This window comes from Nocardia mexicana NBRC 108244 (assembly GCF_001613165.1).
GTDB lineage: Bacteria > Actinomycetota > Actinomycetes > Mycobacteriales > Mycobacteriaceae > Nocardia > Nocardia mexicana.
Genome location: NZ_BDBV01000006.1, coordinates 107006 through 133570, shown reverse-complemented (window position 1 = coordinate 133570; position 26565 = coordinate 107006). Strand labels below are relative to the sequence as shown.

Below are 26565 nucleotides of genomic sequence, written 5' to 3'. Positions count from 1 at the left end.
TCGGTGCGTGTCAGTGCTGCGGGATGCGGTGTGGGACGAAGGTGGAACTGTCGTCGGTGATCAGGCCCGGGGTCTCCCGGATGCCCAGCCCCGCCGAGGTGTCGCCGACGATCCAGGCGCCCAGCACGGGGCGCATGCCGTCGAAATCCGGTAGTGGATCGAGCAACTGGTAGACGAAGCCCTCCTCGCCGTACACGCCGCCGGTCGCGGTCTCCATCCCGGCGCCGACGATGGTCATATTCGCGCCCTCGCGGCCGAGCTTGGGTTTCTTGATGTATTCGGTGAGCTCGTGCGGATCATCGATGTAGGCGGGCAGCAGGTTGGGGTGGCCCGGATACATCTCCCACAGCACCGCCAACAGCGCCTTGTTCGACAGCACCGCCTTCCACAGCGGCTCTACCCACATCGTCTCCGGCAGCGAGTCGACCACGCGCTTGCCGAACTCGTCGTCCAGGGCCCACTCCCACGGATACAGCTTGAACAGCGACTCGATCGGCGCCTCCGCCAGATCGACGAAACGCTCCAGCTCCGTGTCGTAGCCGATCTCCTCGATCGGCAGTGCCACGGTGTGGAATCCGGCCTCGGCGGCGGTCTCCTGCATATAGGCGGTGGTGACGTTGTCCTCGCCGGAGGCGTCCGCGCCCGACCAGGTGAAGTGCAGGTCGCCGGTCGGCAGGGACTCACGCAGTTCGGCCCAGCGCTCGACGAGCTTCTCGTGCAGCGAATTCCACTGATCGTCGTCCGGGTGGGTGTCGGTCAGCCAGTGCCACTGCACGATTCCCGCCTCGAGCAGCGAGGTCGGGGTATCGGCGTTGTACTCCAGCAGCTTTGCCGGACCGCGGCCGTCGTAACGCAGATCGAAGCGGCCGTAGACGTAGGGGTCCGACCGCTGCCAGGACTGCTTGATCGGTTCCCAACTCCATTGCGGCAGACCGAAATCGGCGAACCGCTCGGTGAGGATGATCTGTTCCGCGGCATGCAGGCACATCGAATGCAGCACCTCGACCTGCGCCTCCAGGGCGAGGATTTCGTCGAGGTCGAACTCGTAGTGCACCGATTCGTCCCAGTACGGCCGCGGATGCCCGTTGACATCGCGGCCGGGCGAGCCGAAGACCAGGCCCTGATCCTGAGTGATCCGCTGCCAGCCCGGCCTGGGTTGGCTGTGCACTCGCCGCACTAGGAACCTCCGCTCGAGCTGCCGGCCTTGGAACCCAGACCGCCGCGAACGACGGTGCCGCTCTTGGTCTTCACCGTGGCGTTCTTCGGCTCGACCGTGCTGCCGCCGACGGGTGGGCGCCCGACGGTCTGGTTGCCGCCGTAGTAGTAGCGATACTGATTGCCGCCGAGGATGAAGATGCCCGGGAAACCGCCGCCGTGATACCCGGAGGTGGACGAGGCGTTCTGCGCCCGTTCGCAATCCTCGTCGGGGACGACGATCTGCTGGCCGTCCTTTTCCATGACGCAGGAGGCGGTGACCTCGTCGGGAGCGGAGACCGCCCGATAGGTGAGATAACCCGCACCGACCACCGCGGCGATGCCGACCACGGCCACGCCGCCGATCAGCAGTCGTTTGCGCTGCTTCTTCTTGTCCGCCAAGGCCTGCTCGGCGGCGCGCTGGGCCTCCTCGGCGCGTTGACGGGCCTTGTCGCGGGCGCGCGCCTCGGCCACCGTCGGCGGGCGCGGCTGCGTGACGCCCGCCTCCTGACGGCTGACGCTGCCGCGCATCGAGCGCGGCGGCCCGGGTTCGGTTGCGCCGCCGGGCGGTTGGGCGGGCGGTACACCGATGCCGCCGGTTTCCGGTGCGCCGGGGAACAGATTCGGCATGCCCGGCAATGGCGCGGTGGGGCCCGGTTCGGCGAAGGGCGCCGTGTGCTGCTCGGGCGGGCGCGTGACTTCCGCGGCGCCCGGCCGATCCAAGCGCACGGTGGGTTCCGCGTCGTCCCGGTCTGCGGGGCGCGGTTCGTTCTGGTTGGCGGCCGTCTCGTTCGGATCGGGTCTGCCAGGGTCTTTTCCAGGGTCTCCGGTATTGCCTGACCGGTTGCCGGATTCTTCAGTTGCCAACGATCGACTCCCTGTTCCCCGCCTCTACCGTTCTTCGAATCCGGTCAATTCGCCCTGTGCGGCGCCCCAGTCTTCCACAACCAGATCGACGCGGCCAGGAGTGTTGCCGGACCGCAACAACGCCAGCAGTTTGTCACATCGGTCCCGCGGACCCTCTGCTATGACATGGACTCGGCCGTCGCGAGTGTTACGCGCGAAGCCGGTGAGGCCGAGTTCGAGTGCGCGGGAACGGGTCCACCACCGGAACCCGACGCCCTGTACCCGGCCGTGCACCCACACACTCAGCCGCACGGAGTCCGTCATGTGCCCGCCCGAGCCGGAGCGGCGGCGCGGATCACGCGTCCACCCGGAACGACAGATTCACCTTGGTCCCCGCCTTCAGGGTCCGGCCCACCGTGCACACCTTGTCGATGGCCCGCTGCACGGTGACCATCAGCCGCTCCCGTCCCGCCTCGTCGAGCTCGGACAGGTCCAGCTCCACCACCTCGTCGAGTTCCGGGTAGACCTCGTTCTCCCGATCGGCGGCTCCGGACACCCGGATGGTGACGTCATAGTTCTCGCCCAGCCGATTCGACAGCGGAAAGTCCGAGCTCAGACCGGTACAGGCCGCCAGCGCGATCTTCAGCAGCTCGCCGGGCGAGAACACGCCCTCGACCCCCTCCGACCCGATCAGCACCTCCGCCCCCCGCGAACTGCGCCCGGTGTACCGCCGGGTCCCGGTCCGCTCGACCCAGAGTTCGGTCGCCGCCTTCGCGGGCGCGGCGGGAGCACTTGCAGCGGTCTGTTCAGCCATGACTCGATCCTGCCATCCCCGCGAACCCGCGCGCAGACCGCACAATCTTTGTCCTCTCGGCCCCACCGGCAACCACGGGTACCTCAGGACTGGAACCGATACCCCATCCCGGCCTCGGTCAACAGGTGCTTGGGGTGCGACGGATCGTCCTCCAACTTCCTCCGCAACTGCGCCAGATACACACGCAGATAATGCGTCTCGGTTGCGTACGACGGCCCCCACACCTCCCGCAGCAGCTCCCGCCGTCCGACGAGTTTGCCCTGGTTGCGGACCAGCATCTCCAGCACGCCCCACTCGGTCGGGGTCAGGTGCACGTCGGTGTCGTGCTTGGTGACCTTCTTCGCAGCCAGGTCGACGACGAAGGAGGACGTCTCTACGACCGGGTCGGAGCCCTCGCCGATGGCCGCCGCGCGGCGCACCGCCGCGCGCAGCCGGGCGAGCAGTTCGTCCATGCCGAACGGTTTGGTCACGTAGTCGTCGGCGCCGGCGTCGAGCGCCTCCACCTTGTCGGCGGAGTCGGTCCGGGCCGAGAGCACGATCACCGGCGCCTGCGTCCAGCCGCGCAGGCCCGCCAGCACGTCGATGCCGTCCATATCCGGCAGCCCGAGGTCCAGCACCACGACCTCGGGATGCTTCTCCGCCGCCGCGCGCAGCGCCGCGGCGCCGGTGGCGGCGGTGATCACCTCGTAGCCGCGGACCGACAGGTTGATGCGCAGCGCGCGCAGGATCTGCGGTTCGTCGTCGACCACCAGCACCTTGGTCGGCGGCACCGACTGGTCGCGCTCGCGGGTCCCGCCGGGGTTGCGCGCGGTTCCGCCGCTGCGTCCGAGCGCGGCGTTCCCGGGACTCTCCTTGGCCGCGCGGGCCGCGTCGTCGGGACCCGTCGCTCCCGCCCGTGCGGCGTTCGCCACGGGCATCGGCGAGCGCACGGCGCTGTGCTGCTCACTCGCTCGCGCCGCGGGCCCGTCGCTCGCGCTCGGTGTCGTCACCGGTTCTCCTGTTCTCGTGCTGTCCAATGGGTCTCGGGGTGTGGCAGTGCATCCTCATTCGTCCGACGGCAGGTCGATCACCATGGTGAGACCGCCGCCGGGCGTCGGCTCGGCGTGGACGGTGCCGCCCATCGCCTCGACGAATCCGCGCACCACCGACAGTCCCAATCCGACGCCGGTGGAGTTGTCGCGATCGCCGAGACGCTGGAATGGCTCGAACATCGGGTCTTCCATCCCCGTCGGCACTCCGGGACCGTAGTCGACCACCGTGATCGACACGCGGTCGCCGGTGTGTTCGGCGGTCACCCGGACCGGAGTGTCGCCGGGGGAGTAGCGCAGCGCGTTATCGATCAGGTTGGCGAGCACCCGGTCGAGCAGGCCGCTGTCGGCCCGCACCGACACATTGCCCACCTCCACCTTGATCCGCTCCATCGCCGCCCGGCGCAATCCGCGGGTGCCCATCCCGACCCCGACGACCGCCCGATTGACGACCTCCTCCAGATACACCCGCTTGAGGTGCGGCTGCACCACCCCCGCGGCCAGCCGGGAGGAATCGAGCAGATTGCCGACCAGGCTGGTGAGCTGATCGGTGGATTCCTCGATGGTTTCGAGAAGTTCGGCGGTGTCCTCGGGCGAGAATTCGACGTCGTCGCTGCGCAAGCTCGACACGGCGGCCTTGGCCGCCGCCAGCGGGGTGCGCAGGTCGTGGCTGACTGCCGACAGCAGTGCCCGCCGCAGCCGGTCAGCCGCGATCACGCTCGCCGCCGCCTGCGCCTCGTCGGCCAGTCGCCGCCGTTGCTGCAGCCCGGCGGCCTGATTGGCGACCGCGCCGAGCACCAGCCGGTCGCCGGGGGTGAGGGAACGGCCGGTGAGTAGCAGCCAGTGCATATCGTCGCCCGCCTCGATCGCGACGTCGGCGTCGGCGACCCGGCGCGGCGGATCCTCGCCGACACACGCGATCACGTCGTCGTCGGAGACGAAGCTGACCGCGCGCTGGCCGAAGGTCTCCCGGGCGCGTTCCAGCAGATCGTGCAGGTCGGCGCCATGCAGGACGGCCCCGGCGAACACCGTGAGCAGTTCGGCCTGCTGCGATGCCCGGCGCGCCTCGCGCGCGCGTTTGGCGGAGACGTCCACCAGGGCGGCCACGGCCACCGCCACCATCAGCATCACGACGATGGTGAGGAAGTTGTTGAGCTGGGCAATCGTGACGCTGTACCGGGGAGAAACAAAGAACCAGTTCAGCAGCATGCCGCCCAGCAGGGCCGACAGTGCGGCCGGGGCGACGCCGCCCAGCAGTGACACTGCGATGACGCCGATGAAGTACAGCGCGCTCTTACCGGCCAGATCCAGATGCGCGTCCAGCCAGAAATGGACGCCGACGGTGATCATCGAGGGCACGAGGACCGCCGCGAGCCAGGAGGACAGTTTTCGCTCCCGCGGAGTCACCGACGACCAGCGGAAGCCGCGGTTGGACTCCTCGTGGGTGACCATGTGCACGTCGATCTTTCCGGACGACTGGACCACGGCCGAGCCGATGCCCTCGTCGAGCATCCGGGCCCAGCGGGAACGCCGTGAGGTGCCCACCACCAGTTGCGTGGCGTTGACCTGGCGGGCGAATCCCAGCAGTGCGCCGGGAACGTCCTCGCCGGTGACGGTGTGCAGGCTGGCGCCGAGACCGTTGGCCAGATCCCGGAGCCGGTTCAGGCGCTGCGTGGATACGCCCGCCAGCCCGTCGCCGCGAACCACGTGCACCACGATCAGGTCGGCGCTGGACTTGGTGGCGATGCGGCTGGCGCGTCGCACGATGGTCTCCGACTCCGGGCCGCCGGTGACCGCGACGACGACGCGCTCGCGGGCCTCCCAGGTATCGGTGATCTTGTGGTCGTCGCGGTATTTGGCGAGTGCGGCGTCCACCTGATCGGCCAGCCACAGCAGCGCCAGCTCTCGCAGCGCCGTGAGATTTCCGGGGCGGAAGTAGTTGCGCAGGGCGGCGTCGACCTTCTCGGCTGCGTAGACATTGCCGTGGGACATCCTGCGCCGCAGCGCTTCCGGGGTGATGTCGACCAGTTCCACCTGCTCGGCGCCGCGTACCACCCAGTCGGGCACGGTCTCGCGCTGCACCACGCCGGTGATCTGCTGCACGACGTCGTTGAGGCTCTCCAGGTGCTGGACGTTGACGGTGGAGATCACGTCGATCCCGGCGGCGAGCAGTTCGTGCACGTCCTGCCAGCGCTTCTCGTTGTCGGAGCCGGGCGCATTGGTGTGGGCGAGCTCGTCGATCAGCACCACGGCGGGGTTGCGGAGCAGCACCGCTTCGACGTCGAGTTCCGGCAGCGTGGCTCCGCGGTACTCGACCTGTCTGGGCGGGATCCGCTCGATCCCCTCCAGCAGCTCCGCGGTTCGCTTACGGCCGTGCGTCTCCACCACCGCCGCCACGACGTCGCGGCCGCGCTCCAGGCGCCGATGGGCCTCGCCGAGCATGGCGTACGTCTTGCCCACACCGGGAGCGGCGCCGAGGTAGATCCGTAACTGACCGGGCTTCACTCGTCCATCATCGCGCGTGACGCTCCGCGTGGCCGCCGCGGCACGCGCGCGCGGATCGGGGTGCCCGTGGCGAGTATCCGCAGGACCAGTGCGCAGGTCAGGAAGCCGAGGAGCACCGCCGCGGTGACCGCGAAATCCGGCACAGTCATCTCCTTACATCACTGTGTTGCGCCGACCGGGCTCGTTCCGCAGCCGAACACAACACTGTGTACCTCCGTGAATCGCTGACGGACAGTTCCTTACGACTTCTTGACGGCGTGTTCGGCTACCTTGACGTCATCCTGGCGACGAATCGGGAAATCCGTAAGCGGCCCGTCAATGCGGACGTTTACGGCGCAAAGAACTCGTTAACGATGTCGAAAAAGACCTGGACGACCGCTTGACTCTGTGCGGCGCATCTTGCTGTGCGCCGCTGATCCGAGAGAGGTTTCGACATGTCTGTCGTGGTGTTCACGCTGCTGACCGTGGCGGTCTTCGCGCTGCTCGGCCTGATCCAACGGGGTGTGGAGCGGCTGTGACGGAGAACATCATCGGTCTGGTTCTGGCCGTCGGTGTCGCGCTGTATGTGGTTGCGGCGCTGCTGTTTCCGGAAAGGTTCTAGGTGAACACGACTACTGCGGGGATATTGTTCGTCGTATCCCTGGTCATCGCGCTCGCCGTGATTCACATCCCGCTCGGCGACTACATGTACCGGGTGTATTCGGGTGAGAAGCACTCGCGGGTCGAGCGCGGCATCTACAAGCTGATCGGCGTGCAGCCGGGGGTCGAGCAGAACTGGGGCGTGTACGCCCGCAGCGTGCTGGCCTTCTCGGCGATCAGCGTGCTGTTCCTGTTCTTCCTGCAGCTGCTGCAGGGGCACCTGCCCTGGCATCTGAGCGAGCCGGGCACGGAGATGACCGGCGGCCTGGCCTGGAACACCGCGATCAGCTTCGTCACGAATACGAACTGGCAGAACTACGCCGGTGAGTCCACGATGGGCCACACCGTGCAGATGGTCGGGCTGGCGGTGCAGAACTTCGTGTCCGCCGCCGTCGGCATCGCCGTGGCGATCGCGCTGGTGCGCGGGTTCGCCCGCCGCAACACCAGCGATCTGGGCAACTTCTGGGTGGATCTGGTGAGGGGAACCATCCGAATCCTGCTGCCGATCGCGTTCGTTTTCGCCATCGTGTTCGTCGCCGCGGGCATGATCCAGAACTTCCACGTGTACGACCAGGTCGCGCAGACCGTGGCGGGCACCGGGACACAGACCCTGCCGGGTGGTCCGGTTGCCAGCCAGGAGGTCATCAAGGAGCTGGGCACCAACGGCGGCGGCTTCTTCAACGTGAACGCCTCGCATCCGTTCGAGAACCCGACCACCTGGACGAACTGGCTCGAGATCTTCCTGATCCTGATGATCAGTTTCTCGCTGCCGCGCACCTTCGGCCGCATGGTCGGCAGCCCGAAACAGGGTTACGCGATCACGGCGGTGATGGCCACGCTGGCGATCATCAGCGTGACGCTCACCAACGTCTTCCAGCTGATGCACCACGGCACCGTGCCGACCGCGGTCGGTTCGGCGATGGCCGATGTGGAAACCCGGTTCGGCGTCTCGAATTCGGCAACCTACGCGGCCGCCACGACGCTCACCTCCACCGGGTCCGTCGACTCCGCGCACGACTCGTACACCAGCCTCGGCGGCCTGTGGCCGCTGTTCAATATGCAGCTCGGTGAGGTCGCGCCCGGCGGTGTGGGCGCCGGTATGTACGGCATGCTGATCCTCGCGGTGATCACGGTCTTCGTCGCCGGGCTCATGGTCGGCCGCACGCCCGAGTACCTGGGCAAGAAGATCACACCGCGCGAAATCAAGCTGGCCGCAACGTATTTCCTGGTGAGTCCGCTGATCGTGCTGGTGGGTACGGCGTCGGCGATGGCGATGCCGGGCCAGCGCGCGAGCATGGCGAACACCGGCCCGCACGGCCTGTCGGAGGTGCTGTACGCATTCACATCCGCGGCCAACAACAACGGCTCAGCCTTCGCGGGACTGTCCGGCAATACCGACTGGTTCAACACGGCGCTGGGCCTGGCGATGGTATTCGGCCGATTCGTGCCCATCATCCTGGCACTCGCGCTGGCCGGATCGCTTGCCGCGCAAGGTCATACGCCCGAATCGATCGGCACGCTGCCGACCCATCGCCCGCAGTTCGTCGGCATGGTCGTCGGCGTGACGCTGATCCTGGTCGCCCTCACCTTCCTGCCCGCGCTGGCGCTCGGGCCGCTCGCCGAAGGAATCCACTCATGACCGCCCCCACCCTCGAGACCGAGAAGACACCCGAATCCAGTTCCCATTCCAAGGGCGGCGCGGGAAGCGGCCTGTTCAATCCGCAGATGCTGGTGAAGTCGCTGCCGGACGCTTTCAAGAAGCTGGATCCGCGCACGCTGTGGCGCAATCCCGTGATGCTGATCGTCGAGATCGGCGCCGTGTGGTCGACCATCCTGGCCATTGCCGAGCCCACGTTCTTCGCCTGGGCGATCGTCGTCTGGCTGTGGCTCACAGTGCTTTTCGCCAATCTGGCCGAGGCCGTCGCCGAGGGGCGCGGCAAGGCACAGGCCGACACCCTGCGCAAGGCCAAGACCGACACCGTCGCGCGGCGACTCGTCGAATGGCACCCCGGGCAGGAACGAATCACAGAGGAGCAGGTCGCGGCGCCGGAGCTGCAGCGCGGCGACCACGTCGTGGTGGAGGCGGGCCAGGTCATCCCGGGTGACGGCGATGTCGTGGAAGGCATTGCCTCCGTGGACGAATCGGCCATCACCGGCGAGTCCGCGCCCGTGATCCGCGAATCCGGCGGCGACCGCTCGGCCGTCACCGGCGGCACCACGGTGCTGTCGGACCGGATCGTCGTCAAGATCACCCAGGAGCCCGGCGGCTCTTTCATCGACAAGATGATCGCGCTCGTCGAGGGTGCGGCGCGGCAGAAGACGCCGAACGAGATCGCGCTGAACATCCTGCTCGCCGCGCTCACCATCATCTTCGTGTTCGCGGTGGTGACGCTGCAGCCGATGGCGATCTTCTCCAAGTCGAACAATCCGGGTGTCGCGGACACGTTGGCGCTGGACGTCAACGGTGTCACCGGGATCGTCATGGTGTCGCTGCTGGTGTGCCTGATTCCGACCACCATCGGGGCGCTGCTGTCGGCGATCGGTATCGCGGGCATGGACCGGCTGGTGCAGCGCAATGTGCTGGCCATGTCGGGGCGCGCGGTCGAGGCCGCGGGCGACGTGAACACGCTGCTGCTGGACAAGACCGGCACCATCACCCTCGGTAACCGCCAGGCCTCGGAGTTCGTGCCGATGCCCGGCGTCACCGAGGACGAAATCGCCGATGCCGCACAGCTTTCCAGCCTCGCGGACGAGACCCCCGAGGGGCGCTCGATCGTGGTGTACGCCAAGCAGGCCTACAACAAGCGCGAGCGCACCCCGGGCGAGCTGACCGGCGCGCACTGGGTGGAATTCACCGCCCAGACCCGCATGTCGGGCGTGGATCTGCACGACGGCCATCAGCTGCGCAAGGGTGCGGCCAGCGCGGTCACCGAGTGGGTGCGCGGCAACGGCGGCGAGGTGCCGACCGAGGTCGGTGTGACCGTGGACGGCATCTCCGCCTCCGGCGGCACCCCGCTGGTGGTCGGCGAGATCCAGGACGGGAATGCCCGGCTGCTCGGCGTGATTCACCTCAAGGACGTCGTGAAGCAGGGCATGCGTGAGCGTTTCGACGAGATGCGCCGCATGGGTATTCGCACGGTCATGATCACCGGCGATAATCCGTTGACCGCCAAGGCCATTGCCGACGAAGCGGGCGTCGACGACTTCCTCGCGGAAGCTACGCCCGAGGACAAGCTGGCGCTGATCAAGACCGAACAGGACGGCGGCCGGCTGGTCGCGATGACCGGTGACGGCACCAACGACGCACCCGCCCTGGCGCAGGCCGACGTCGGTGTCGCGATGAACACCGGCACCTCGGCCGCCAAGGAGGCCGGGAACATGGTCGATCTGGATTCGGATCCGACCAAGCTGATCGAGATCGTGGAGATCGGCAAGCAGTTGCTGATCACGCGCGGCGCGCTGACCACGTTCTCCATCGCCAACGACATCGCCAAGTACTTCGCGATCATTCCCGCGCTGTTCGTGGCGCTGTTCCCCGGCCTGGACGTGCTCAACATCATGCGGCTGCACAGTCCGCAGTCGGCGATCCTGTCCGCGGTGGTGCTCAACGCTCTGGTGATCGTGGCGTTGATTCCGCTCGCGCTGCGGGGCGTGAAGTACACGCCGTCGAGTGCGTCGAAGCTGTTGAGCCGCAACCTGGCGATCTACGGTGTCGGCGGCATCATCGCGCCGTTCATCGGCATCAAGATCATCGACCTTGTCGTCCAATTCCTCCCTGGGATGTCCTGATATGCGTATGTCAACCTGGATCCGGCAACACCTCGCTGCGTTGCGTGCGCTGCTGGTGCTCACCGTGATCACCGGAATCGTCTATCCCGTAGCGGTTTTCGTGGTCGCTCAGCTGCCGGGCTTGAACGACAAGGCGGACGGCTCGCTGATCGAGCGGGACGGCAGGGTCGTCGGCTCGTCGCTGATCGGGCAGGCGTTCACCGACGGCAACGGCACCGCGCTGGCACAGTATTTCCAGAGCCGCCCGTCGTCGTCGGGCAAGGGCGACGGCTACGACCCGACCTCGACCAGCTTCACCAACCTCGGTCCGGAGAGCATCGTCGACACCCTCGCCGACAATCCGGACGATGCCAAGCAGAGCCTGCTGACCCAGGTGTGCACGCGCAGCAAGGAGATCGGTGAGCGCGAGGGCGTGGACGGTAGCCGGCCGTTCTGCGCGCCCAGCGGCGCCGGTGCGGTGCTGTCGGTGCTCGGCCCCCGCGATTCTCGCGGTGGTGTGGAGCATCCCACCAAGGTGGTCAGCGTGAACGAAGCCTGCCCCGCCACACCGTTTCTCGACACCTACAAGGGTGTGAAGGTGGAGTGCGCGCAGGTCGGCGAGGACTACTCGGCCGGGCTGATCGTCCCCATCGAGGGCGACGCTTCCCGCGACACCCCCGTACCGTCGGACGCGGTCGTCACCTCGGCCTCCGGCCTGGACCCGGACATCTCCCCGGCCTACGCGGCCATCCAGGTCCCCCGGATCGCCAAGGCGCGCAACATCTCCGAAGACGAGGTCCGCGCCGCGGTCGCCGCCCACACCACCGGCCGCGACCTGGGCTTCCTCGGCGAGCCCCGAGTAAACGTCCTGAAACTCAACCTCGCCCTGGACAAGCAACACCCCACCAAGAGCTAACCCACCCAAACCCCAAGGCCGCCTTCGTCTTCCAGACGAAGGCGGCCTTTTTCAGCGTCCCCACCCGACAGCCGTCAGGCGATGGCTGCGATATCCCCGTCATCGAAGTAGATCGCTTGATGCAGCCGCCCCCCGAGCGCCTCGGCGAACCTGGCAATCACCTCTTGGCCGGACACCTTGCCCTGTTCGATCTGGGAGATCCGGCCTTTCGTGACGCCCATTCGGTCCGCGATGTCCTGCTGGGTGAATCCGCGCGCCTTACGTATCTCAGCCAAGCGGTGCCCGACCACCTGCGCAAGAAGCTCTTCCTTTCCCGCGGCGACCGCTGTCTCACCACCGGCGTGCTCGACGAATTCGGCACGGATGTCCTTCCACCGGGAGAATCCGCTCATCGTCGGTCCTCTTCTTCCTCTCGCTTCTTCAGATATAGCTCGTATCGCTGCTCTGCCAATGGGATTGCACATCGGTACCACGACGCCCACTGGTTGGCCTTGTCACCCGCGACCAGCAGTACGCAAGCTCGCCAAGGGTCGAATGCAAACAGGATGCGAACCGTGCCCGGCCGAAGTTCCTTCAAGTTGGGTATCGACGAGCCGGCGATCGTATCGGCCAAGGGAGCGTCCGAGACTCGGGCCGATGTCGGCCAGAACATCGATGGCCTGCACGACCCTTCGGTAGTTCGCTTCGTCGAGCTGTGTGATCCATTCTCGAACCTCGTCTATGACGTAGATTTCCCACTCCCCGGCAGCCACGCCCGGAAGTATAGCGATCACTATACTATAGGGTGGAGCTTTCCAACACTGACGTGGGTGCCTTCTCATCACCGAGGGGGAGTGGCAGTGTCTCTCATCCCCGCCGCCCCGTTTCTGTTGTCCTCGTTCCCGTGTCGTCTTGTCCCCATCCCGTGTCGTCTTGTCCTCATCCCGTGTCGTCTTGTCCTCATTCCTGTCGTCGCGCCGTGTCCTCATTCCAGTCGTCTTGCCGTGTCCTCATTCCAGTCGCCTTGCCATATCCCCATTCCCGTCGTCGCGGCCCCCTGGGGCCGCGACGACGGGATCTCCACAACCGGGACGTCTACGGCAGTCGTGTGGTGCGTTCGGCCGATCTGCGAAGGCCTTCGGCTACCTCGTCGGAGGCGTCCAGTAGTTCTACGGCCGTGTCCAGTGCCGCGATCGCTGCCACGTACTGGGTGACCAGTTCTGCGGAGTCGGCGCTCAGTCGGACGGTGCAGGCGTTCGGGCCGTCGGGGTCGACCGAGCCGGGGACGGGGGCGAAAAGCTTGGCGCGCAACGTATCCACGTCGAGGGGTACGGCGAGGCGGGCGGTGTGGCGGTAGGTTGCGCGGGCGAGGGAGCGGGTCAGATAGTCGGCCGGATCGCGTGCGGGGAGAGGGCGCGGGACGAACCGGGCATGTGCCGGGACCGGACGGTCGATCCGGTCGACTCGGAAAATGCGCCAGTCGGCGCGGTCGATATCGTGCGCTATCAGGTACCAGCGGCGCTCGATGACCACCAGGTGATGCGGCTCGGCTCGGCGCGCACCGGGAGCCTCGCCGCGGCCGCGGTAATCGAAGTTCACCACCCGGCTTTCCCGGCAGCAGGAGGCGAGCGTGGCCAGCGTCGCGGGATCCGGGGCGACGCCGGGCCGTGCGGGGAGGGCCACGGCGGTATCGGCCAGGGCCGCCAGCCTGGGGCGCAGCCGCACCGGCAGGACCTGGTCCAGCTTCGCCAGCGCACGCATCGAACTCTCCTCGATCCCGCCCACATCGGCCGCGGTGATCAGGCCGATCGCGACGGCGATCGCCTCCTCGTCGTCCAGCAGCAGTGGCGGCAGATTCCGGCCCGAGGTCAGGCGGTAGCCGCCCGCCGTGCCCGAGGTGCTGTCCACCGGATAGTCGAGCGCCCGCAACCGATCGATGTCGCGGCGCAGGGTCCGCGCGCTGATCCCGAGCCGGTCGGTGAGTTCGGCGCCCTGCCACTCGCGACGGCTCTGCAGCAGCGACAGCAGCCGCAGCAGCCGCCCCGGCATGTTCTTCCGCACGGATTCCGAGTCGTCGATCACACAGACAGAATGCCCGACCTTGCGGACAACATGTGTCCGCAAGGGTTCATAGCGTGGCTCTCATGAACGAAATCGAGAAGGAATTTGCCGGGCGCGTGGACGGCCGGATTCATCTGCCCGAGACCGACGGATACGACCGGGAACGGAGCGGCTTCCAGCTCCTGGACCAGCACCGCCCCGGCGTGGTCGTCGCCGCGACGGGTGAGCGCGATATCCGCGCGGCGGTGGAGGTGGCGGCCGAGCGCGGCTTGCCGCTGGCGGTGCAGGCGACCGGGCACGGCCTGGCCGCCCCCACCGACGGCGTGCTGATCAGCACGCGCGACATGTCCGGTGTGCGGGTGGATCCGCGGGCCCGCACGGCCTGGGTGCAAGCGGGCGCGACCTGGCAGCACGTGATCGACGCGGCGGCCCCGCACGGCTTGGCGCCCTTGTCGGGCAGCTTCCCCGGTGTGGGCGCGATCTCCTACACGCTCGGTGGCGGTGTCGGCCTGCTCGCGCGGCGGTACGGATTCGCGGCCGATCACGTGCGCCGCATCGATCTGGTGACCCTCGACGGCCGGTCGCACCACGTCACGGCCGAATCCGATCCGGACCTGTTCTGGGCCCTGCGCGGGGGCGGCGGCAATTTCGGCGTGGTCACCGGCATGGAGATCGATCTGCTGCCGGTGGCCGAAATCTACGGCGGCAGTCTGTATTTCGATCTGACGCAGGTTACCGACCTGCCCGCGGCCTGGCACCGCTGGACGGCCGGGGTCCCCGAGGAGATGACCTCGGCGGTGACGATGATGTCGTTCCCGGACCTGCCGATGCTGCCGGAACCGTTGCGCGGCAGGCATGTTGCCCAGGTCCAGGTGTCATATCTCGGCTCGCCGAGGGACGGCGCCGCGGTGGTGGATCCGCTGCGGTCGGCGGGGCCGATCCTGCTCGACACGCTCCGAGAGCGCCCGTTCACCGAATCCGGGGCGATCTTCGACGAACCGGATCAGCCGCACGCCTACCGCTCCCGCAACGTGCTGGTGTCCGAGCTGGATGGCAACGACCTGGCCGGTCTGGCAACGGCATCCGGGCCCGAGGCCCCGATCATGGTCGTGGCCGGACTGCGTCACCTCGGTGGTGCGCTAGCCCGGCCGCCGCGCATCCCCAATGCCGTCGGCCACCGCGAAGCGGCCTACTCGGTGTCGGTCCTGTCCCCGGTCGACGACGGTGAGCGGGAACTGGTGCGATCGACCCACCGCGCGGCGCTGAAACCCTTCTCCCGCAACGCGATCGGCACGTCGCTGAACTTCACCTTCGGCCCGGTCGGCGAGGAGGAGATCCGATCCGCCTTCGCGCCAGGGGATTTCGAACGGCTCGCCGCGATCGCATCGCGATGCGACCCACACGGTCTGCTCCGCGCCAATCACCCCGTCCGTCCGACAGCTTCCCCGGCCATGACCGAGGTCGTCACCGGATAGGTTGGCGCGCAACCGGACAGTGGTGGTGGTCCGCGGTGGGCGGCGAGTAGGTCGGTGAGGCGGTCGCGGGTGAGGGTGAGGTCGTCGATGGTGGATTGGACGGAGGCCAGCTTGCGGGCCACGGCCTCGGCGCCGGCGGGACAGAGGTCGTGCAGCGGGGTATCGGTGTTCATGCAGGGGAGGAAGCCGACGATCTCCTCGGCGGTGAAACCCACCGACAGCAGCCGGCGGATATTGTCCACCAGTCGCACGGCGTGCTCGTCGTACTCTCGATATCCGTTGGGCGAGCGGCGATCCGGAAGCAGGCCCTGCTCCTCGTAGTAGCGCAGCGCCCGGCGGGTCGCTCCCGTGCGCCGGGCCAGTTCACCGATTCGCATGCCTCACCTCACGCCGCGTCCAGGCCGCCGTCCACGCGGATGACCTGACCGGTCAGGTAACCGGCCTCGGGATGGGTCACCGCCACCATCCACCAGGCTATCTCGTCCGGATCGGCGATCCGGGACAGCGGCACTCGGCCCACGAACTGCTCGGCCGATTCCAGCTGTTCCGGTGTGAGACCGGCATTGTCGAGAATCGGCGTCCGGGTGATCCCGGGGGCGACGGAGACGACGCGAATGCCGCGCTCGGCCAGCTCCAGCGCCCACGTCTTGGTGAGGAAGTCCAGCGCCACCTTCGTCGCCCCGTAGACCGAGGCCCCCGGCCAGCCTCGGTGCGGCGAGTTCGACGTGACATTGACGATGACGCCACCGGAGCCGATATGCGGCAGCGCGGCCTGGGTCAGGAACAGCGGGCCGCTCAGATTGGTATCGAACTGCTGTTGTGCGACAAGGGGATCGATCTCGCCGAGCGGGGCGGGCCGCGTGATGCCCGCATTGTTCACCAGCACATCGATCCGTCCGAACTCCCGCAGTGCCGCGGCCACCACGGCGGACCTCCCCTCGACCGTGGCGACATCGGCGTTCTGAACACGAATTGTGCTGTCGGCAGCGGTTTCTCGTAGCGTCTGCGCGGTGCGGCCCACCGCCAGCACGTCCGCTCCCGCCGCTGCGAACCGGCGGGCCGCCGCCCGCCCGATCCCGGTCCCCGCACCGGTGACCACCACGGCCCGGCCCCGCAACGAACTCGATTCGCTCATACCGCGACGCTAAACCTTGACGCCGGGGTGAAGGTCAAGTCAGTGACCCGAATCGCGGCGCCGGATGGAGCCTCGGCGGTACCGTGCCGGGCCCGCGTGTGCGTACAGCGCCGCCCACACGTCGAAGCGGGACAGCGCGCCGATGAGGGCGAAACCCGCCGCGGTGAGGGTGATGGTGCCGGGCAGGGTGCGGGTGTCGTCCCAGGTGCCGTCGGTCCGGATGATTCCGCGGGCCGCGAGTTCGCGCAGCGTCCGGTCCAGGACCGATGATTGCGGGGCGAAGGTCGCGAGTTCGGCCGACGTCCGCGGGCGCTGCGCCAGGGCGTCGAGCACCTCCACCGCGTATCGCTGGCTGACCAGGTCCGACAGTGCCGTCAGATCGGAATGAATGTGCATGGGACGGACGTCACCTCGTACCTTCTGCGCGCTGGATATTCCGCGATCGACGCTAGGGCGATCATCGCGTCGTGGCTGCCGCCTTTACGGGACGTTGCGGCTTTCGGCGTACCTCTTCACGAAATCGCTACGACCTGCGATGTGGTGGCCGTGACCGACGACTCGCCCGGTGTCGATATCCCCAACGGAGGGAACGCAAACCGCGGCACCGCCCGCGAAATGGTACAAAGCGGACCGCAATTCGTACATCGAGAAGGGAAGTTCTGCATGATCAAGAAGACCGTCGCCACGGGGATGGGCGCGCTCGGAATTGCCGCAGCGGCAACGGTTTTCCTGCCGGCGACAGCGTCGGCGGCAAGCTACGACAAGGATATGTGCGGTGCCGGGTACGAGGTCATCGACAAGCACGAGCTGACAGGCGGCACCATCTTCCTGACCTACAACGGCGAGCAGAACTGCGTGGTCACCGTGCGGGACCACCAGGGCGACCGGATGCCGATGGGCGCCGGTGTGCAGGTGTTCGACGGTAAGGCGAATCCCGCGGAGAACCAGAACGGCGACTTCACCTGGTACGCGGGCCCCGTGCGCATCCAGGCGAAGGGCCTGTGCGTCGACTGGGGCGGCTACATCGGCGAAAACAATGGCTGGAAGGCCACGAGTGTGAAGGGCGACAAGGCAGGGGAGCACTGCGGCTCCTGATGCGTTCCGGGCCGTCCGCACGGGCGGCCCGGGGCCTCGTCACACGGTCGTCACGCCGCCGTTCTCGGTGGAAATCGTGAGGACGCCCTCGATTTCGGCGAGTGACGCGGTCAGCTCTCCGAGTGAGCCCCGGCCCTGCACCGACAGCCACACCGAGACAGTTCGGGCCGAGTCCTCGAGATCGGGTTGTTCGATCGACACATTGCCGACCACGAACTCGTGGTCCGCGCATTCGACGAGCGCTCGCCGCAGCACACCGCGCCCGTCCAGGTAGCTCAGCCGCAGCCGGGACGGGGCGTACTTCGAGCCGGGCAGCCGTGCCGCCAGCGGGCTGAGGGCGAATACGACGAAGAAGTGACCCAGGGTGGCCAGGATCGCCAGTAGCCACAGCCCCGCCCCGGCGGCCATGCCGACGGCGGCGGTGAGCCAGATACTCGCCGCGGTGGTGAGGCCGCGGACAGTGTCCCGCCGCACGAAAATCAATCCGCCACCGATGAATCCGAGTCCGGAGACGATCTGCGCGGCCACTCGCGACGGATCCAGCTCCACGTGGTCGCCGAGCACATCGGTGAACCCGTACTTGGACACGAGCATGATCAATGCGGCGCCGAAACCCACCAGGGTGTGCGTGCGCAATCCGGCACTCTTCTGCCGGACCTCCCGTTCCAGGCCGATCGCCGACGCCAGGAGCAGGGCGATGGCCAACTCTGCCACCTGGGTGAGGCCCTGACCCGTCGGCTCGCCGAAATACGCCAGTACCACCCGGCCAGGCTAGCGCGGTCTCCGCCGAGCAAGCACGGTCGTGAGCAGCCGCACACGTCCCCTCGCGAACGATGCGATGCGCACCGCGGCCCGCTGCTCAGGTGGGGAAGCAGCGGGCGAAGGCCAGCAGCAGCTTCGGCGAGCCGTGGATCCTGAGGCGGCCCAGCAGGATTGCCCGTGGCAGCACCGACCTCTTGGCCAGGAAGCGCAGCCAGGTCCGGGAGTCGGCGGTGATCCGCATGTCCGGCTCGCCCTGGTGCCCGTCGGTGACGTCGAGGTCGCCGTCGTGGATCGCCACCGTGATGCGGCGCTGCTCCGCGCCGGTGAAGGTGAAGTGATAGGTGGCCGTCATGCCGCGGGCCTGTCCGCGCTGGAACAGCAGCGGCAGCCCGGTCACGAATCCGTCGATGCTGGCCGGGCGCAACCCGCGCGCCACCAATTTGGCCTGTTTATTCGGAAACCGCTGGGCGACATGCTGTTCCGCGTCCGACCCGCGCACGACGTAGACGGTCTCCGCCTTGTTCTGCAGCGGGCGCACGACGTCGTTGAGATGTTCCTTGCTGTTGTCGAGATAGCGGCCGATGACGTCCTCGCCCGCCGGGCAGACCGACATGCAGTACGCGGCTTTGTAATTGGCGCCGAAGGACAGGCTCTGCCACATCGAGGCGGTCTCGTTGTCGGCGACCTTCGATCGGTAATCGCCCGCGCTGCGACTGTCGGCGACCTGCTCCACCCAGTCGCCGAAACCGCCGAGGAACTCGCGATAGTTGTGGGTGTAGCAGGCGGAGAAGTCGAAATGCCCGTCGGGGGAGATCGCGCCGGTGGGGCAGGCCGAGACGCACAGCTTGCATTCCAGGCACGGATCGAAGTCGATCGGCCGGGAGTACTCGCCGATCTCGGTGTCGATCACGACGGTGCCCAGCAGCACGAAATTGCCGAACTGCGGATGAATGACGTTGCGGTGGATGCCCATCCGGCCCAGTCCCGCCGCGACGGCCACGGGTTTGTGCGAGACCACCCACATCCGGTCCGGGAACCGGTCCATCTCCATCGGGAAGCCGACGGAGGGGTTCAGCGCGCGGACACCCTGCCGCTCGAGGGCCGTAACGATCCGGCGGGCCACATCGTTGGTGTCGTCGTTGCCGTGGTGGAACTCGAGGTTTGCCACCGATCGCGCGGGACTGCGGATGCTGTCCCGGTTGAGCCGGCACACGAAGCTGATCAGCGCGCGGGCGCCCGGGAGTGCGGCGTCGATCTCGGCGCGTTCGTCGGCGAGCTCCGGGCGCTCGATCTCTACGAACCCGACATCGTCGGCGCCCGACCGCAGCGCCAGGTCACGCAACCATTCCGCATCCAGTGGCGTCGACGGCCGGACGGGCCGGCCGGATCGCTCCCGGACCCGGAGGACGGTGGGATGCTCGTCGAGTTTCTTCCGTCTGGCCATTCGGCACCACCTGCCCATCGAAACGCGTACGGCATGCAGCGCGCATCGTAACGTCGGGCCCGGGCATGCGACAGCCGACTTCGGGTATCCGGTTGCGGCTCAGCGTATTCGGGCCCGCCACGTGCGAGAACGGCCGGGCCCGGGGCAGGTGCTCAGTCCCGCGCGCCGCCCGCCAGCCACTGATCCCACGGCACCAGCCAGTCGCCGTTGTTCCAGGTGGGAAGCGGCGGTCCGGTCGTGTTGCGGACCTCCACGACATCCCCGGGCAGCGAGAAATTGAAGAACCATTTCGCGTTCTCGCCGTTGAGGTTCAGGCAGCCGTGCGACAGGTTCTGGCTGCCCTGCGCCCATACCGTGTCATCGAGCTGGTGCAGGTAGATTCCGTCACCGCTGATCCGGGTGGCCCAGCCGATGGTCTCCTTGTAACCCAGCCGGTCGTTGACCGGCAGGCCGTAGGTGGAGGAGTCCATGATCACCGGGTTGCCCTTGTCCATCACGGTGTAGGTCCCCGCCGGGGTGTTGAAGTAGATGGTCTTGCCGCCGACCTGCTGGCTGCCGCCGCGGCCCATCGACGTGGGCATGGTGCGGATCAGCTTGCCGTTCTCGAAGACCTGCACCTGCTTGTTGTTGTCGTCGGCGATCGACACGTGCGACGGGCCGATGGTGAAGCTGGTCTTGGTGTCTTCCTGCCCGTACATCCCCCCGCCCAGCTCGGCGCCGAAGATGTTCGCCGCGACGTTCACCTTGGTGCCCGGCGCCCAGTACTGCTGCGGTCGCCAGTGCGCCCGGGTGTCGTCGAGCCAGTACCACGCGCCCTGCACCGGGGGATCGGTGGTGACGCTCAGCCGCTTCTCGGCCGCCGCCTTGTCCGCGATGGGCTCGTCGAACTTGGCCACGATGACCGTTCCGACACCGTAGGTGCCGCCCTCGGCCAACGTCTGGCCACCGGTGGTGGTCAGGTATGCCTTGGTCTGATTGCGTGGCGTCAGCGTCGAGAAGCTGGCCTTCGTGGGGCCGCTGGGCCCGGCGATGGTCACGCCCTGCGCGGTGACGTTGTAGGTGCGCCCGTACCCGAGCGGGCCGGTCGGCTTCCAGGCCGTTTTGTCCGGCGTGAGGATCCCATCCACCGGTTTGCCCTGGTCATTGGTCATGGTGACCGATGAGAGGATGCCGTCGGAGGCGGAGACCTCGATCTTCCCCAGCGGATCGACGTCCTCGCTGCCGTTCCCCGGGGTCACCGAGATCACCGGCGCCGCCGGTCCGGAACTCGCCGGGGCCGGTTTCGGTCCGGATCCCGACGAGGATGAGCACGCGGCCATCAGCATCGTCACCAGGGCGATCACACCCATTGCGACACCGAATCGGCAGCGGCGACCTGACATGGTGTCTCCTGCGCTCGCCGTGCGCCTGCTGAGCGGGCCCCCGCAGCGCACCATGGCCAAACTGTCTTGGCGCGTAGTTTACGGGGACACTGGGGGAAGAGGCACACCGAGGTGTTGCCCCATGTTTACGAAATGATTGAGCGGGTACTCCAGCTACCGTTCTCTGCCCTCCGTAACCGTGCCATCAAGGCGCTGGGGCAAACGGCCGAGTTTCTGCTAGGGAAGAAGATTTATGAGCGAGCGCAGCGAGGGAATCGTCGGCACAGCCGCTGTCGCGGTCATGCCGGAGCCGAGCGCTAGCGAGGCGGAGGCATGAGCGCGAACCTGATGATCGTAGAGGACGACGACAGGGTACGGAGCGCCTTGCGGCTGGCCATGGAGGACGAAGGGTACGACGTAGAAGAGGCCGAGGAAGCCGAGGATGCGCTCGAACATCTGCGCGACAACGGTGCGCCCGATGTGATGATCGTGGACCTGATGCTGGGCGAGATGGATGGCTTCACCTGCATCCGGGAGATCCGCCGCGATCACGACGTGCCGATCATAGTGGTCAGCGCGCGTGACGATACTCACGACGTGGTCGCCGCGCTGGAGGCCGGCGCCGACGATTTCGTGACCAAGCCGTTCGAGATCAAGGAGATCACCGCGCGCATGCGGGCGCTGCGCCGGCGGGCCCAGCAGTTCGCCGAGCCGCCGGCGCCGCAGGAGGTGGTGCTCGACGCCGACGAGGAGAACCCGCTGCTGCTGTCGGTCGAGGGCGGCACCGTGCGCCGCGGGGAGGAGGAACTGCACCTGACGCTGACGGAGTTTCGCCTGCTGTGCGAGCTGGCCGAGACGCCGGGGCGCGTGCTCTCGCGCAGCGTGCTGCTCGAAAGGGTCTGGGATCGTGGCTTTTTCGGCGACGAGCGGATCGTGGACGTCCATGTGCGGCGGCTGCGCACGAAGATCGAGAGAGATCCGTCGGAGCCGTGCATCGTCGTCACCGTGCGAGGGCTCGGCTATCGACTCGATGTTCAACGCTGAGCAGCGCAGCCGCTTTCGGCTGCCCAGTCGCCAAAGTTTGCGCGGCCGAGCCATTTTCGCGTTCGCCGTGACCGCGGGCCTGGTGTCGGCGGTGCTGGCGGCGACGGTGTCGGCGCTGGGGCGCGGCTTCTGGGTGACGCTGGCGGTCTGCGCGGTGGCGGGCACCGCGATCGGCGCGGTGTTCGGTCTGTGGTTCACGCGGCGTTTGCTGGACCCGCTGCAGCGGGTCACCGGCACGGCGGCACGCATAGCCTCGGGCGAGCTCAGCACCCGGTTGCCCGATACCGACGACCCCGATCTGGCGCCGACGGTCGACGCGTTCAACACCATGGTCGACTCGCTGCAGCGCCGCATCGATCGGGAACGCCGCCTCGTGGGTGACGTAAGTCACGAATTGCGAACGCCTTTGACGACGCTCACCACGAGCGTGGGGGTGATGTCCCGCTACGAAGACGAACTGCCGCAGCGCTCGCGGCAGGCGTTGGTGCTGGTCCGGGCCGAACTGGAGCATCTGCGCCGGTTGCTCGACGATTTGCTGGCGCTGGCGCGCGCGGAGGCGCGCATGCACGGCGCCGACGCCGAACCGCTGTCGGTGCGCGAACTGCTCACCCACACCCTCGACGAGCTGCGCTATCCGCCGGAGCTGCTGACCGTGTCCGCCGACGGCACGGTGACCGGCCGCAAGCTGGAACTCGAGCGTGCGCTGGTGAATTTGCTGGACAACGCCGAGAAGCACGGCGGCGGCGTGGTCGGGGTCGGGGTGGACCATCGGGGGACTGAGGTGTGGATCACAATCGACGACTCCGGTCCGGGCGTCGCGGCGGCGGATCGGGAGCGCATATTTGAACGTTTCGTGACGGTGCGCCGCGGCAGACGCGGCGGAACGGGCACCGGAATCGGCTTGGCGCTCGTTGCGGAAACCGTTGCGGCACATGGGGGAATGGTCGAATGTAGGGATAGTCCGGGAGGGGGTGCGAGGTTCATCGTCCGGCTACCTGCCGTGACGCAATTCACCGAACATATTTCTGTAACACGACCGTAAAGTAGTCGACCGGGTGGCCTCAAAGTTCATTCGCAATTCTGAAAGGGTGATGCAGACCCGAACGCGGAGTACGCCATTCGGATCCCCTTCTCCCGACCGACCCGAAAGTCGAAAGGAAACGTCTGTGCCAGTGGTGATTCGCACGCCACAGGTCAGCGATGGGGCGACGCTGTGGCAGATCGCCGTCGATTCCCAGGTACTGGACGCGAATACGAGCTATGCGTATCTGCTGTGGTGCAGAGATTTCGCAGCAACCAGCGTGGTTGCCGAAATCGGCTCGGAAATCGCGGGATTCGTCACCGGATTTCTCCGGCCCGAGGCACCGGACACGGTGTTCGTCTGGCAGGTGGCCGTCGACCATGCGTTCCGCGGCCGCGGAGTCGGGGTGGCGATGCTGGAAGGCCTGGTCGACAACGTTGCAGGGCAAGGAGTTACAACACTGGAGACCACTGTTTCCCCGGATAACGCGGCCTCGCTGGCGATGTTCGCCGCGCTGGCGCGACGCCGGGGCGCCGAGCTGACGCGAGAGTCGCTCTTCAAACCTGAAGACTTTCCGGACGGTCATGAATCAGAGGACCTGTACCGGATCGCGCCATTGCATTCCGTGGCGCAAACCACACGAAAGGATCATCGATGACGACGACCGCTGAGATGACCGTTTTCGAATCGCTCGAATCGAATGTGCGCGGCTACTGCCGGTCCTGGCCCACGCTGTTCGACACAGCTCAGGGATCCTGGATCCGCGATGCCAGCGGCCGCGATTTCCTGGATTTCTTCGCCGGTGCCGGGGCGCTGAACTACGGCCACAACAATCCCGTGCTGAAGCAGGCGCTGATCGACTACATCTCGCGCGACGGGATCACCCACGGCCTGGACATGTCCACCGTCGCCAAGCAGCAGTTGCTGGAGACCATCAACAGCGTGCTGCTGGATCCGCGCGGACTGGATTACAAGGTGCAGTTCCCCGGGCCGACCGGCGCCAATGCGGTCGAGGCCGCGCTGAAGCTGGCTCGCAAGATCACCGGCCGCACCACGATCCTCAACTTCACCAACGCGTTCCACGGCATGACGCTGGGCGCGCTGTCGGTCACCGGCAACGCCGCCAAGCGCGCGGGCGCGGGCGTGCCGCTGGTGCACGTGAACCCGATGCCCTACGACGGCTACCTGGACGGCTCCGACGAGCTGGCCTGGATGGAGAAGATGCTCGACGACGGCTCGTCGGGTGTCGACAAGCCCGCCGCGGTGATCGTGGAGACCGTGCAGGGCGAGGGCGGCGTCAACGTGGCGCGGGCCGAGTTCCTGAAGCGGCTGTCCGAGCTCACCGCCGCGCGCGGCATCCTGCTGATCGTCGACGACGTGCAGATGGGCTGCGGCCGCACCGGCCCGTTCTTCTCCTTCGAGATCGCGGGGATCACGCCGGACATCGTCACGCTGTCGAAGTCGATCGGTGGCTACGGCATGCCGCTGGCGCTGGTGCTGATGCGCCGTGAGCTGGACCAGTGGGCGCCCGGCGAGCACAACGGCACCTTCCGCGGCAACAACCCGGCCTTCGTGACCGCGACCGCGGCGCTGGAGCACTTCTGGTCCGACACGCGGCTGGAGGAGGCCACCGCGGCGAACGGCGCGCGAATCCATCGATCTTTCAGTGCGTTGTCTGATACGTATGAGGGTGTGTCCACGCGCGGCCGGGGCATGGTCCACGGACTGGTGTTCGACGAGCCGTCGGAGGCGAACAAGGTCAGCCGAATCGCCTTCGAACAGGGGTTGCTCGTCGAGACCTCCGGCGCGGAGGATGAGGTGGTGAAGCTGCTGCCGCCGCTCACCATCACCGAAGACGAGCTCGACCACGGCCTGAGCATTCTGGGCAACGCGGTCGGCATGGCACGAGGAGGTAACTGACCAATGATCGTGCGGACCACCGCCGAGATCACCGGCACCGACCGAGACGTTTCCGACGCCGGTTGGCGCAGCAAACGGATCATTCTCGGCGGTGACGGGGTCGGTTTCTCCTTCCACGAGACCACGATTCAAGCGGGCACCACACACGAGTTCCACTACGCCAACCACGTCGAAGCGGTGTGGCTGGTCGAGGGCGAAGGCACCCTCACCGATCTCGACAACGGTGTCAGCTACGAATTGGGGCCTGGCTCGATGTATCTGCTGGACGGGCATGAGCGCCATCGAATCGAAACCCGCACCCAGATGCGGATGCTGTGTGTGTTCAACCCGCCGGTAACAGGCCAGGAGGTGCATGACGAGAACGGCGTCTACCCGTTGGTCGCCGTTACCGAGTAGGTAGGAGGACAACACCGCGATGACGTTGGCCGACAGTCGAATCGATCGCTACCGCACCCGTACTCTGACCGAGGTGCCGCCGATCGAACGAAACGATCCGACCGTGTGGGGCCGGATCACCTCGCCAGAATTGGCGAACTTCGACGCCGACGGGTACGCGATCATTGATCAGCTACTCTCGCCGGAGGAGGTGGCTGACTTCTCCATCGAGATCGATCGGCTGGCCTCCAATCCCGAACTGCGCCTGGACGAGCGCGTGATCATCGAGAAGAAATCGAACCGAGTGCGTTCGATCTTCGAGGTGCACAAGATCAGCAGGGCGGTTGCGGAACTCATCCGGGACGAACGTGTGGTCGGGCTGGCCCGGCAGGTTCTCGGCTCCGAGGTGTACATTCACCAGAGCCGGGTCAACTACATGCCGGGCTTCGAGGGTGCCGGGTTCTACTGGCATTCGGATTTCGAGACCTGGCACGCGGAGGACGGTATGCCGGCTCCGCGTGCGGTCAGCCTGTCGATCGCACTGACCGAGAATTATTCGTTCAACGGCAGCCTCATGGTGATGCCCGGCTCGCAGAACACGTTCGTGCCGTGTCAGGGCGAGACACCTTCCGAGCATTATCGGGAGTCGTTGAAGGAGCAGGAGTTCGGCGTGCCCGCGCACGCCGAAATCGCCACTATGGCCAATAAGCACGGCATCGCGCAGTTCACCGGCCCGCAGGGGTCGGCGTTGCTGTTCGATTCGAACATCATGCACGGATCGTCCAACAACATCACCCCGTTCCCGCGCTCGAACATCTTCGTGGTGTTCAACAGTGTCGAGAACACCTTGCAGGAGCCGTACGCCGCCGGGGATGCCCGGCCGACGTACATCGCCAGCCGGGACTTCGAGCCCGTCCGGTAGAAACACCGCGCCGCGCACGCCGGATTCGGTTGTGCGCGGCGCGGAATCGGAATGCGGCCGCCGAGCGAGCGCATCACACCAGCGGCCGCACACCGAAACGAGGCGCCGCCCGCTTCAATGAAGCGAGCGGCGCCACGTTGTGTATGTACTTGCTGCGGCGCGCCCAGTTCATCCCCTGCGGCGTGCTTCCCTCTGTTGTCCCGGCGTGCTTCCGACAGTTGTCCCGGCGTGCTTCCCTCTGTCGTCCGGGCGTGCTTCCCT

At 67.1% G+C, this 26565-nt stretch carries 29 protein-coding genes; 12 read left to right on the top strand and 17 right to left on the bottom strand.

The window, feature by feature from the left end; genetic code table 11:
• Positions 1 to 10: 10 nt before the first annotated feature.
• The 7 genes from NM1_RS03365 to NM1_RS41845 form a co-directional block, all read right to left on the bottom strand.
• Positions 11 to 1177, bottom strand: a complete 1167-nt coding sequence (locus NM1_RS03365; protein ID WP_068013716.1) for a glutathionylspermidine synthase family protein — start codon at positions 1175 to 1177, stop codon at positions 11 to 13.
• Positions 1177 to 2061 carry a hypothetical protein gene (locus tag NM1_RS43755; RefSeq protein WP_246011417.1) on the bottom strand — a complete coding sequence of 295 codons (885 nt, stop codon included), beginning with the start codon at positions 2059 to 2061 and terminating at the stop codon, positions 1177 to 1179. Before NM1_RS43755 ends, NM1_RS03365 begins: the two co-directional genes overlap by 1 nt.
• 24 nt (positions 2062 to 2085) lie before the next feature.
• Positions 2086 to 2364 (bottom strand): acylphosphatase, encoded by a 279-nt coding sequence (locus tag NM1_RS03355; RefSeq protein ID WP_068013715.1) that lies wholly within the window; start codon positions 2362 to 2364, stop codon positions 2086 to 2088.
• A gap of 31 nt (positions 2365 to 2395) precedes the next feature.
• Positions 2396 to 2854, bottom strand: coding sequence for an OsmC family protein (locus NM1_RS03350; protein ID WP_068013713.1), 459 nt, complete (start codon positions 2852 to 2854; stop codon positions 2396 to 2398).
• 83 nt (positions 2855 to 2937) lie between these two features.
• Positions 2938 to 3624 carry a response regulator gene (locus tag NM1_RS03345; protein WP_068013932.1) on the bottom strand — a complete coding sequence of 229 codons (687 nt, stop codon included), beginning with the start codon at positions 3622 to 3624 and terminating at the stop codon, positions 2938 to 2940.
• 273 nt (positions 3625 to 3897) lie between these two features.
• Positions 3898 to 6387, bottom strand: a complete 2490-nt coding sequence (locus NM1_RS03340; RefSeq protein ID WP_068013711.1) for an ATP-binding protein — start codon at positions 6385 to 6387, stop codon at positions 3898 to 3900.
• Entirely contained in the window at positions 6384 to 6536 is a 153-nt protein-coding gene (locus NM1_RS41845) for a hypothetical protein (RefSeq protein WP_157123833.1), read from the bottom strand. The genes NM1_RS03340 and NM1_RS41845 overlap by 4 nt, the downstream gene beginning before the upstream one ends.
• Positions 6537 to 6901: 365 nt before the next feature.
• Between NM1_RS41845 and NM1_RS43750 the strand changes: the two genes are divergently transcribed.
• From NM1_RS43750 to NM1_RS03320, 4 genes are read left to right on the top strand one after another with little or no spacing between them, the layout of a single operon-like run.
• Complete coding sequence (locus tag NM1_RS43750; protein WP_114699638.1) at positions 6902 to 6988, top strand: potassium-transporting ATPase subunit F; 87 nt, start codon at positions 6902 to 6904, stop codon at positions 6986 to 6988.
• Complete coding sequence (gene kdpA / locus NM1_RS03330) at positions 6989 to 8665, top strand: potassium-transporting ATPase subunit KdpA (protein WP_068013709.1); 1677 nt, start codon at positions 6989 to 6991, stop codon at positions 8663 to 8665.
• Entirely contained in the window at positions 8662 to 10815 is a 2154-nt protein-coding gene (gene kdpB, locus NM1_RS03325) for a potassium-transporting ATPase subunit KdpB (protein WP_068013706.1), read from the top strand. Before kdpA ends, kdpB begins: the two co-directional genes overlap by 4 nt.
• 1 nt (position 10816) lies before the next feature.
• Complete coding sequence (locus NM1_RS03320; RefSeq protein WP_068013704.1) at positions 10817 to 11710, top strand: potassium-transporting ATPase subunit C; 894 nt, start codon at positions 10817 to 10819, stop codon at positions 11708 to 11710.
• Between the two features lie 74 nt (positions 11711 to 11784).
• On the opposite strand, the gene NM1_RS03315 is transcribed toward NM1_RS03320, so the two are convergent.
• The 4 genes from NM1_RS03315 to NM1_RS03310 form a co-directional block, all read right to left on the bottom strand.
• Complete coding sequence (locus NM1_RS03315) at positions 11785 to 12102, bottom strand: helix-turn-helix domain-containing protein (RefSeq protein ID WP_068013702.1); 318 nt, start codon at positions 12100 to 12102, stop codon at positions 11785 to 11787.
• Positions 12099 to 12287 carry a type II toxin-antitoxin system RelE/ParE family toxin gene (locus tag NM1_RS43745; RefSeq protein ID WP_246011455.1) on the bottom strand — a complete coding sequence of 63 codons (189 nt, stop codon included), beginning with the start codon at positions 12285 to 12287 and terminating at the stop codon, positions 12099 to 12101. The genes NM1_RS03315 and NM1_RS43745 overlap by 4 nt, the downstream gene beginning before the upstream one ends.
• Positions 12205 to 12462, bottom strand: a complete 258-nt coding sequence (locus NM1_RS43740) for a hypothetical protein (RefSeq protein WP_246011463.1) — start codon at positions 12460 to 12462, stop codon at positions 12205 to 12207. Before NM1_RS43740 ends, NM1_RS43745 begins: the two co-directional genes overlap by 83 nt.
• A gap of 322 nt (positions 12463 to 12784) precedes the next feature.
• The gene (locus NM1_RS03310; protein WP_211339424.1) at positions 12785 to 13771 is read right to left on the bottom strand and encodes a helix-turn-helix transcriptional regulator; all 987 of its coding nucleotides are present in this window, start codon (positions 13769 to 13771) and stop codon (positions 12785 to 12787) included.
• 62 nt (positions 13772 to 13833) lie between these two features.
• Here NM1_RS03310 and NM1_RS03305 point away from each other — a divergent pair, with 62 nt between their 5' ends.
• Positions 13834 to 15225: an FAD-binding oxidoreductase gene (locus NM1_RS03305; RefSeq protein ID WP_068013700.1), complete on the top strand. Its 1392-nt coding sequence runs from the start codon at positions 13834 to 13836 to the stop codon at positions 15223 to 15225.
• On the opposite strand, the gene NM1_RS03300 is transcribed toward NM1_RS03305, so the two are convergent.
• Genes NM1_RS03300 through NM1_RS03290 form a run of 3 tightly spaced genes read right to left on the bottom strand, consistent with a single transcriptional unit; the run spans position 15171 to position 16756 of the window.
• Positions 15171 to 15602: a MerR family transcriptional regulator gene (locus NM1_RS03300; RefSeq protein WP_068013698.1), complete on the bottom strand. Its 432-nt coding sequence runs from the start codon at positions 15600 to 15602 to the stop codon at positions 15171 to 15173. The two genes, NM1_RS03305 and NM1_RS03300, sit on opposite strands and share 55 nt — an antisense overlap.
• A gap of 8 nt (positions 15603 to 15610) precedes the next feature.
• Complete coding sequence (locus NM1_RS03295) at positions 15611 to 16360, bottom strand: SDR family NAD(P)-dependent oxidoreductase (protein ID WP_211339423.1); 750 nt, start codon at positions 16358 to 16360, stop codon at positions 15611 to 15613.
• 39 nt (positions 16361 to 16399) lie between these two features.
• Positions 16400 to 16756, bottom strand: a complete 357-nt coding sequence (locus NM1_RS03290; RefSeq protein WP_068013694.1) for a hypothetical protein — start codon at positions 16754 to 16756, stop codon at positions 16400 to 16402.
• 267 nt (positions 16757 to 17023) lie between these two features.
• Between NM1_RS03290 and NM1_RS03285 the strand changes: the two genes are divergently transcribed.
• Positions 17024 to 17455 carry a hypothetical protein gene (locus tag NM1_RS03285; RefSeq protein WP_068013924.1) on the top strand — a complete coding sequence of 144 codons (432 nt, stop codon included), beginning with the start codon at positions 17024 to 17026 and terminating at the stop codon, positions 17453 to 17455.
• 39 nt (positions 17456 to 17494) lie between these two features.
• Here NM1_RS03285 and NM1_RS03280 read toward each other — a convergent pair whose 3' ends face one another.
• The 3 genes from NM1_RS03280 to NM1_RS03270 all read right to left on the bottom strand — a co-directional run bounded on the left by NM1_RS03280 (position 17495) and on the right by NM1_RS03270 (position 21010).
• Positions 17495 to 18217: an MgtC/SapB family protein gene (locus tag NM1_RS03280; RefSeq protein ID WP_068013693.1), complete on the bottom strand. Its 723-nt coding sequence runs from the start codon at positions 18215 to 18217 to the stop codon at positions 17495 to 17497.
• A gap of 97 nt (positions 18218 to 18314) precedes the next feature.
• On the bottom strand, positions 18315 to 19661 hold the full coding sequence (locus tag NM1_RS03275; protein ID WP_068013691.1) for an SCP2 sterol-binding domain-containing protein: 1347 nt from the start codon (positions 19659 to 19661) through the stop codon (positions 18315 to 18317).
• A 152-nt stretch (positions 19662 to 19813) separates the two neighbouring features.
• Positions 19814 to 21010, bottom strand: coding sequence for a L,D-transpeptidase (locus NM1_RS03270; RefSeq protein ID WP_068013689.1), 1197 nt, complete (start codon positions 21008 to 21010; stop codon positions 19814 to 19816).
• Between the two features lie 345 nt (positions 21011 to 21355).
• On the opposite strand from NM1_RS03270, the gene NM1_RS03265 reads away from it, so the two are divergent.
• The 6 genes from NM1_RS03265 (at position 21356) to thpD (ending at position 26304) form a co-directional block, all read left to right on the top strand.
• The gene (locus NM1_RS03265) at positions 21356 to 22066 is read left to right on the top strand and encodes a response regulator transcription factor (protein WP_068013687.1); all 711 of its coding nucleotides are present in this window, start codon (positions 21356 to 21358) and stop codon (positions 22064 to 22066) included.
• Between the two features lie 67 nt (positions 22067 to 22133).
• On the top strand, positions 22134 to 23108 hold the full coding sequence (locus tag NM1_RS03260; protein ID WP_246011416.1) for a HAMP domain-containing sensor histidine kinase: 975 nt from the start codon (positions 22134 to 22136) through the stop codon (positions 23106 to 23108).
• 49 nt (positions 23109 to 23157) lie between these two features.
• Positions 23158 to 23745 (top strand): diaminobutyrate acetyltransferase, encoded by a 588-nt coding sequence (gene ectA / locus NM1_RS03255; protein WP_084519114.1) that lies wholly within the window; start codon positions 23158 to 23160, stop codon positions 23743 to 23745.
• Positions 23742 to 25007 (top strand): diaminobutyrate--2-oxoglutarate transaminase, encoded by a 1266-nt coding sequence (gene ectB, locus NM1_RS03250; protein ID WP_068013681.1) that lies wholly within the window; start codon positions 23742 to 23744, stop codon positions 25005 to 25007. The genes ectA and ectB overlap by 4 nt, the downstream gene beginning before the upstream one ends.
• A 3-nt stretch (positions 25008 to 25010) precedes the next feature.
• Positions 25011 to 25403 carry an ectoine synthase gene (locus tag NM1_RS03245; RefSeq protein ID WP_068013679.1) on the top strand — a complete coding sequence of 131 codons (393 nt, stop codon included), beginning with the start codon at positions 25011 to 25013 and terminating at the stop codon, positions 25401 to 25403.
• A 19-nt stretch (positions 25404 to 25422) separates the two neighbouring features.
• Positions 25423 to 26304, top strand: a complete 882-nt coding sequence (gene thpD / locus NM1_RS03240; protein ID WP_068013677.1) for an ectoine hydroxylase — start codon at positions 25423 to 25425, stop codon at positions 26302 to 26304.
• The last annotated feature ends 261 nt before the right edge of the window (positions 26305 to 26565 follow it).

Coding starts and splice junctions, on each gene's coding strand:
- NM1_RS03355 (WP_068013715.1), bottom strand. CDS start 2,364: ATGACGGACTCCGTGCGGCTGAGTGTGTGGGTGCACGGCCGGGTACAG.
- NM1_RS03350 (WP_068013713.1), bottom strand. CDS start 2,854: ATGGCTGAACAGACCGCTGCAAGTGCTCCCGCCGCGCCCGCGAAGGCG.
- NM1_RS41845 (WP_157123833.1), bottom strand. CDS start 6,536: ATGACTGTGCCGGATTTCGCGGTCACCGCGGCGGTGCTCCTCGGCTTC.
- kdpB (WP_068013706.1), top strand. CDS start 8,662: ATGACCGCCCCCACCCTCGAGACCGAGAAGACACCCGAATCCAGTTCC.
- NM1_RS03320 (WP_068013704.1), top strand. CDS start 10,817: ATGCGTATGTCAACCTGGATCCGGCAACACCTCGCTGCGTTGCGTGCG.
- NM1_RS03315 (WP_068013702.1), bottom strand. CDS start 12,102: ATGAGCGGATTCTCCCGGTGGAAGGACATCCGTGCCGAATTCGTCGAG.
- NM1_RS03305 (WP_068013700.1), top strand. CDS start 13,834: ATGAACGAAATCGAGAAGGAATTTGCCGGGCGCGTGGACGGCCGGATT.
- NM1_RS03300 (WP_068013698.1), bottom strand. CDS start 15,602: ATGCGAATCGGTGAACTGGCCCGGCGCACGGGAGCGACCCGCCGGGCG.
- NM1_RS03295 (WP_211339423.1), bottom strand. CDS start 16,360: ATGAGCGAATCGAGTTCGTTGCGGGGCCGGGCCGTGGTGGTCACCGGT.
- NM1_RS03290 (WP_068013694.1), bottom strand. CDS start 16,756: ATGCACATTCATTCCGATCTGACGGCACTGTCGGACCTGGTCAGCCAG.
- NM1_RS03285 (WP_068013924.1), top strand. CDS start 17,024: ATGATCAAGAAGACCGTCGCCACGGGGATGGGCGCGCTCGGAATTGCC.
- NM1_RS03275 (WP_068013691.1), bottom strand. CDS start 19,661: ATGGCCAGACGGAAGAAACTCGACGAGCATCCCACCGTCCTCCGGGTC.
- NM1_RS03270 (WP_068013689.1), bottom strand. CDS start 21,010: ATGGGTGTGATCGCCCTGGTGACGATGCTGATGGCCGCGTGCTCATCC.
- NM1_RS03265 (WP_068013687.1), top strand. CDS start 21,356: ATGAGCGCGAACCTGATGATCGTAGAGGACGACGACAGGGTACGGAGC.
- ectA (WP_084519114.1), top strand. CDS start 23,158: ATGCAGACCCGAACGCGGAGTACGCCATTCGGATCCCCTTCTCCCGAC.
- ectB (WP_068013681.1), top strand. CDS start 23,742: ATGACGACGACCGCTGAGATGACCGTTTTCGAATCGCTCGAATCGAAT.
- NM1_RS03245 (WP_068013679.1), top strand. CDS start 25,011: ATGATCGTGCGGACCACCGCCGAGATCACCGGCACCGACCGAGACGTT.
- thpD (WP_068013677.1), top strand. CDS start 25,423: ATGACGTTGGCCGACAGTCGAATCGATCGCTACCGCACCCGTACTCTG.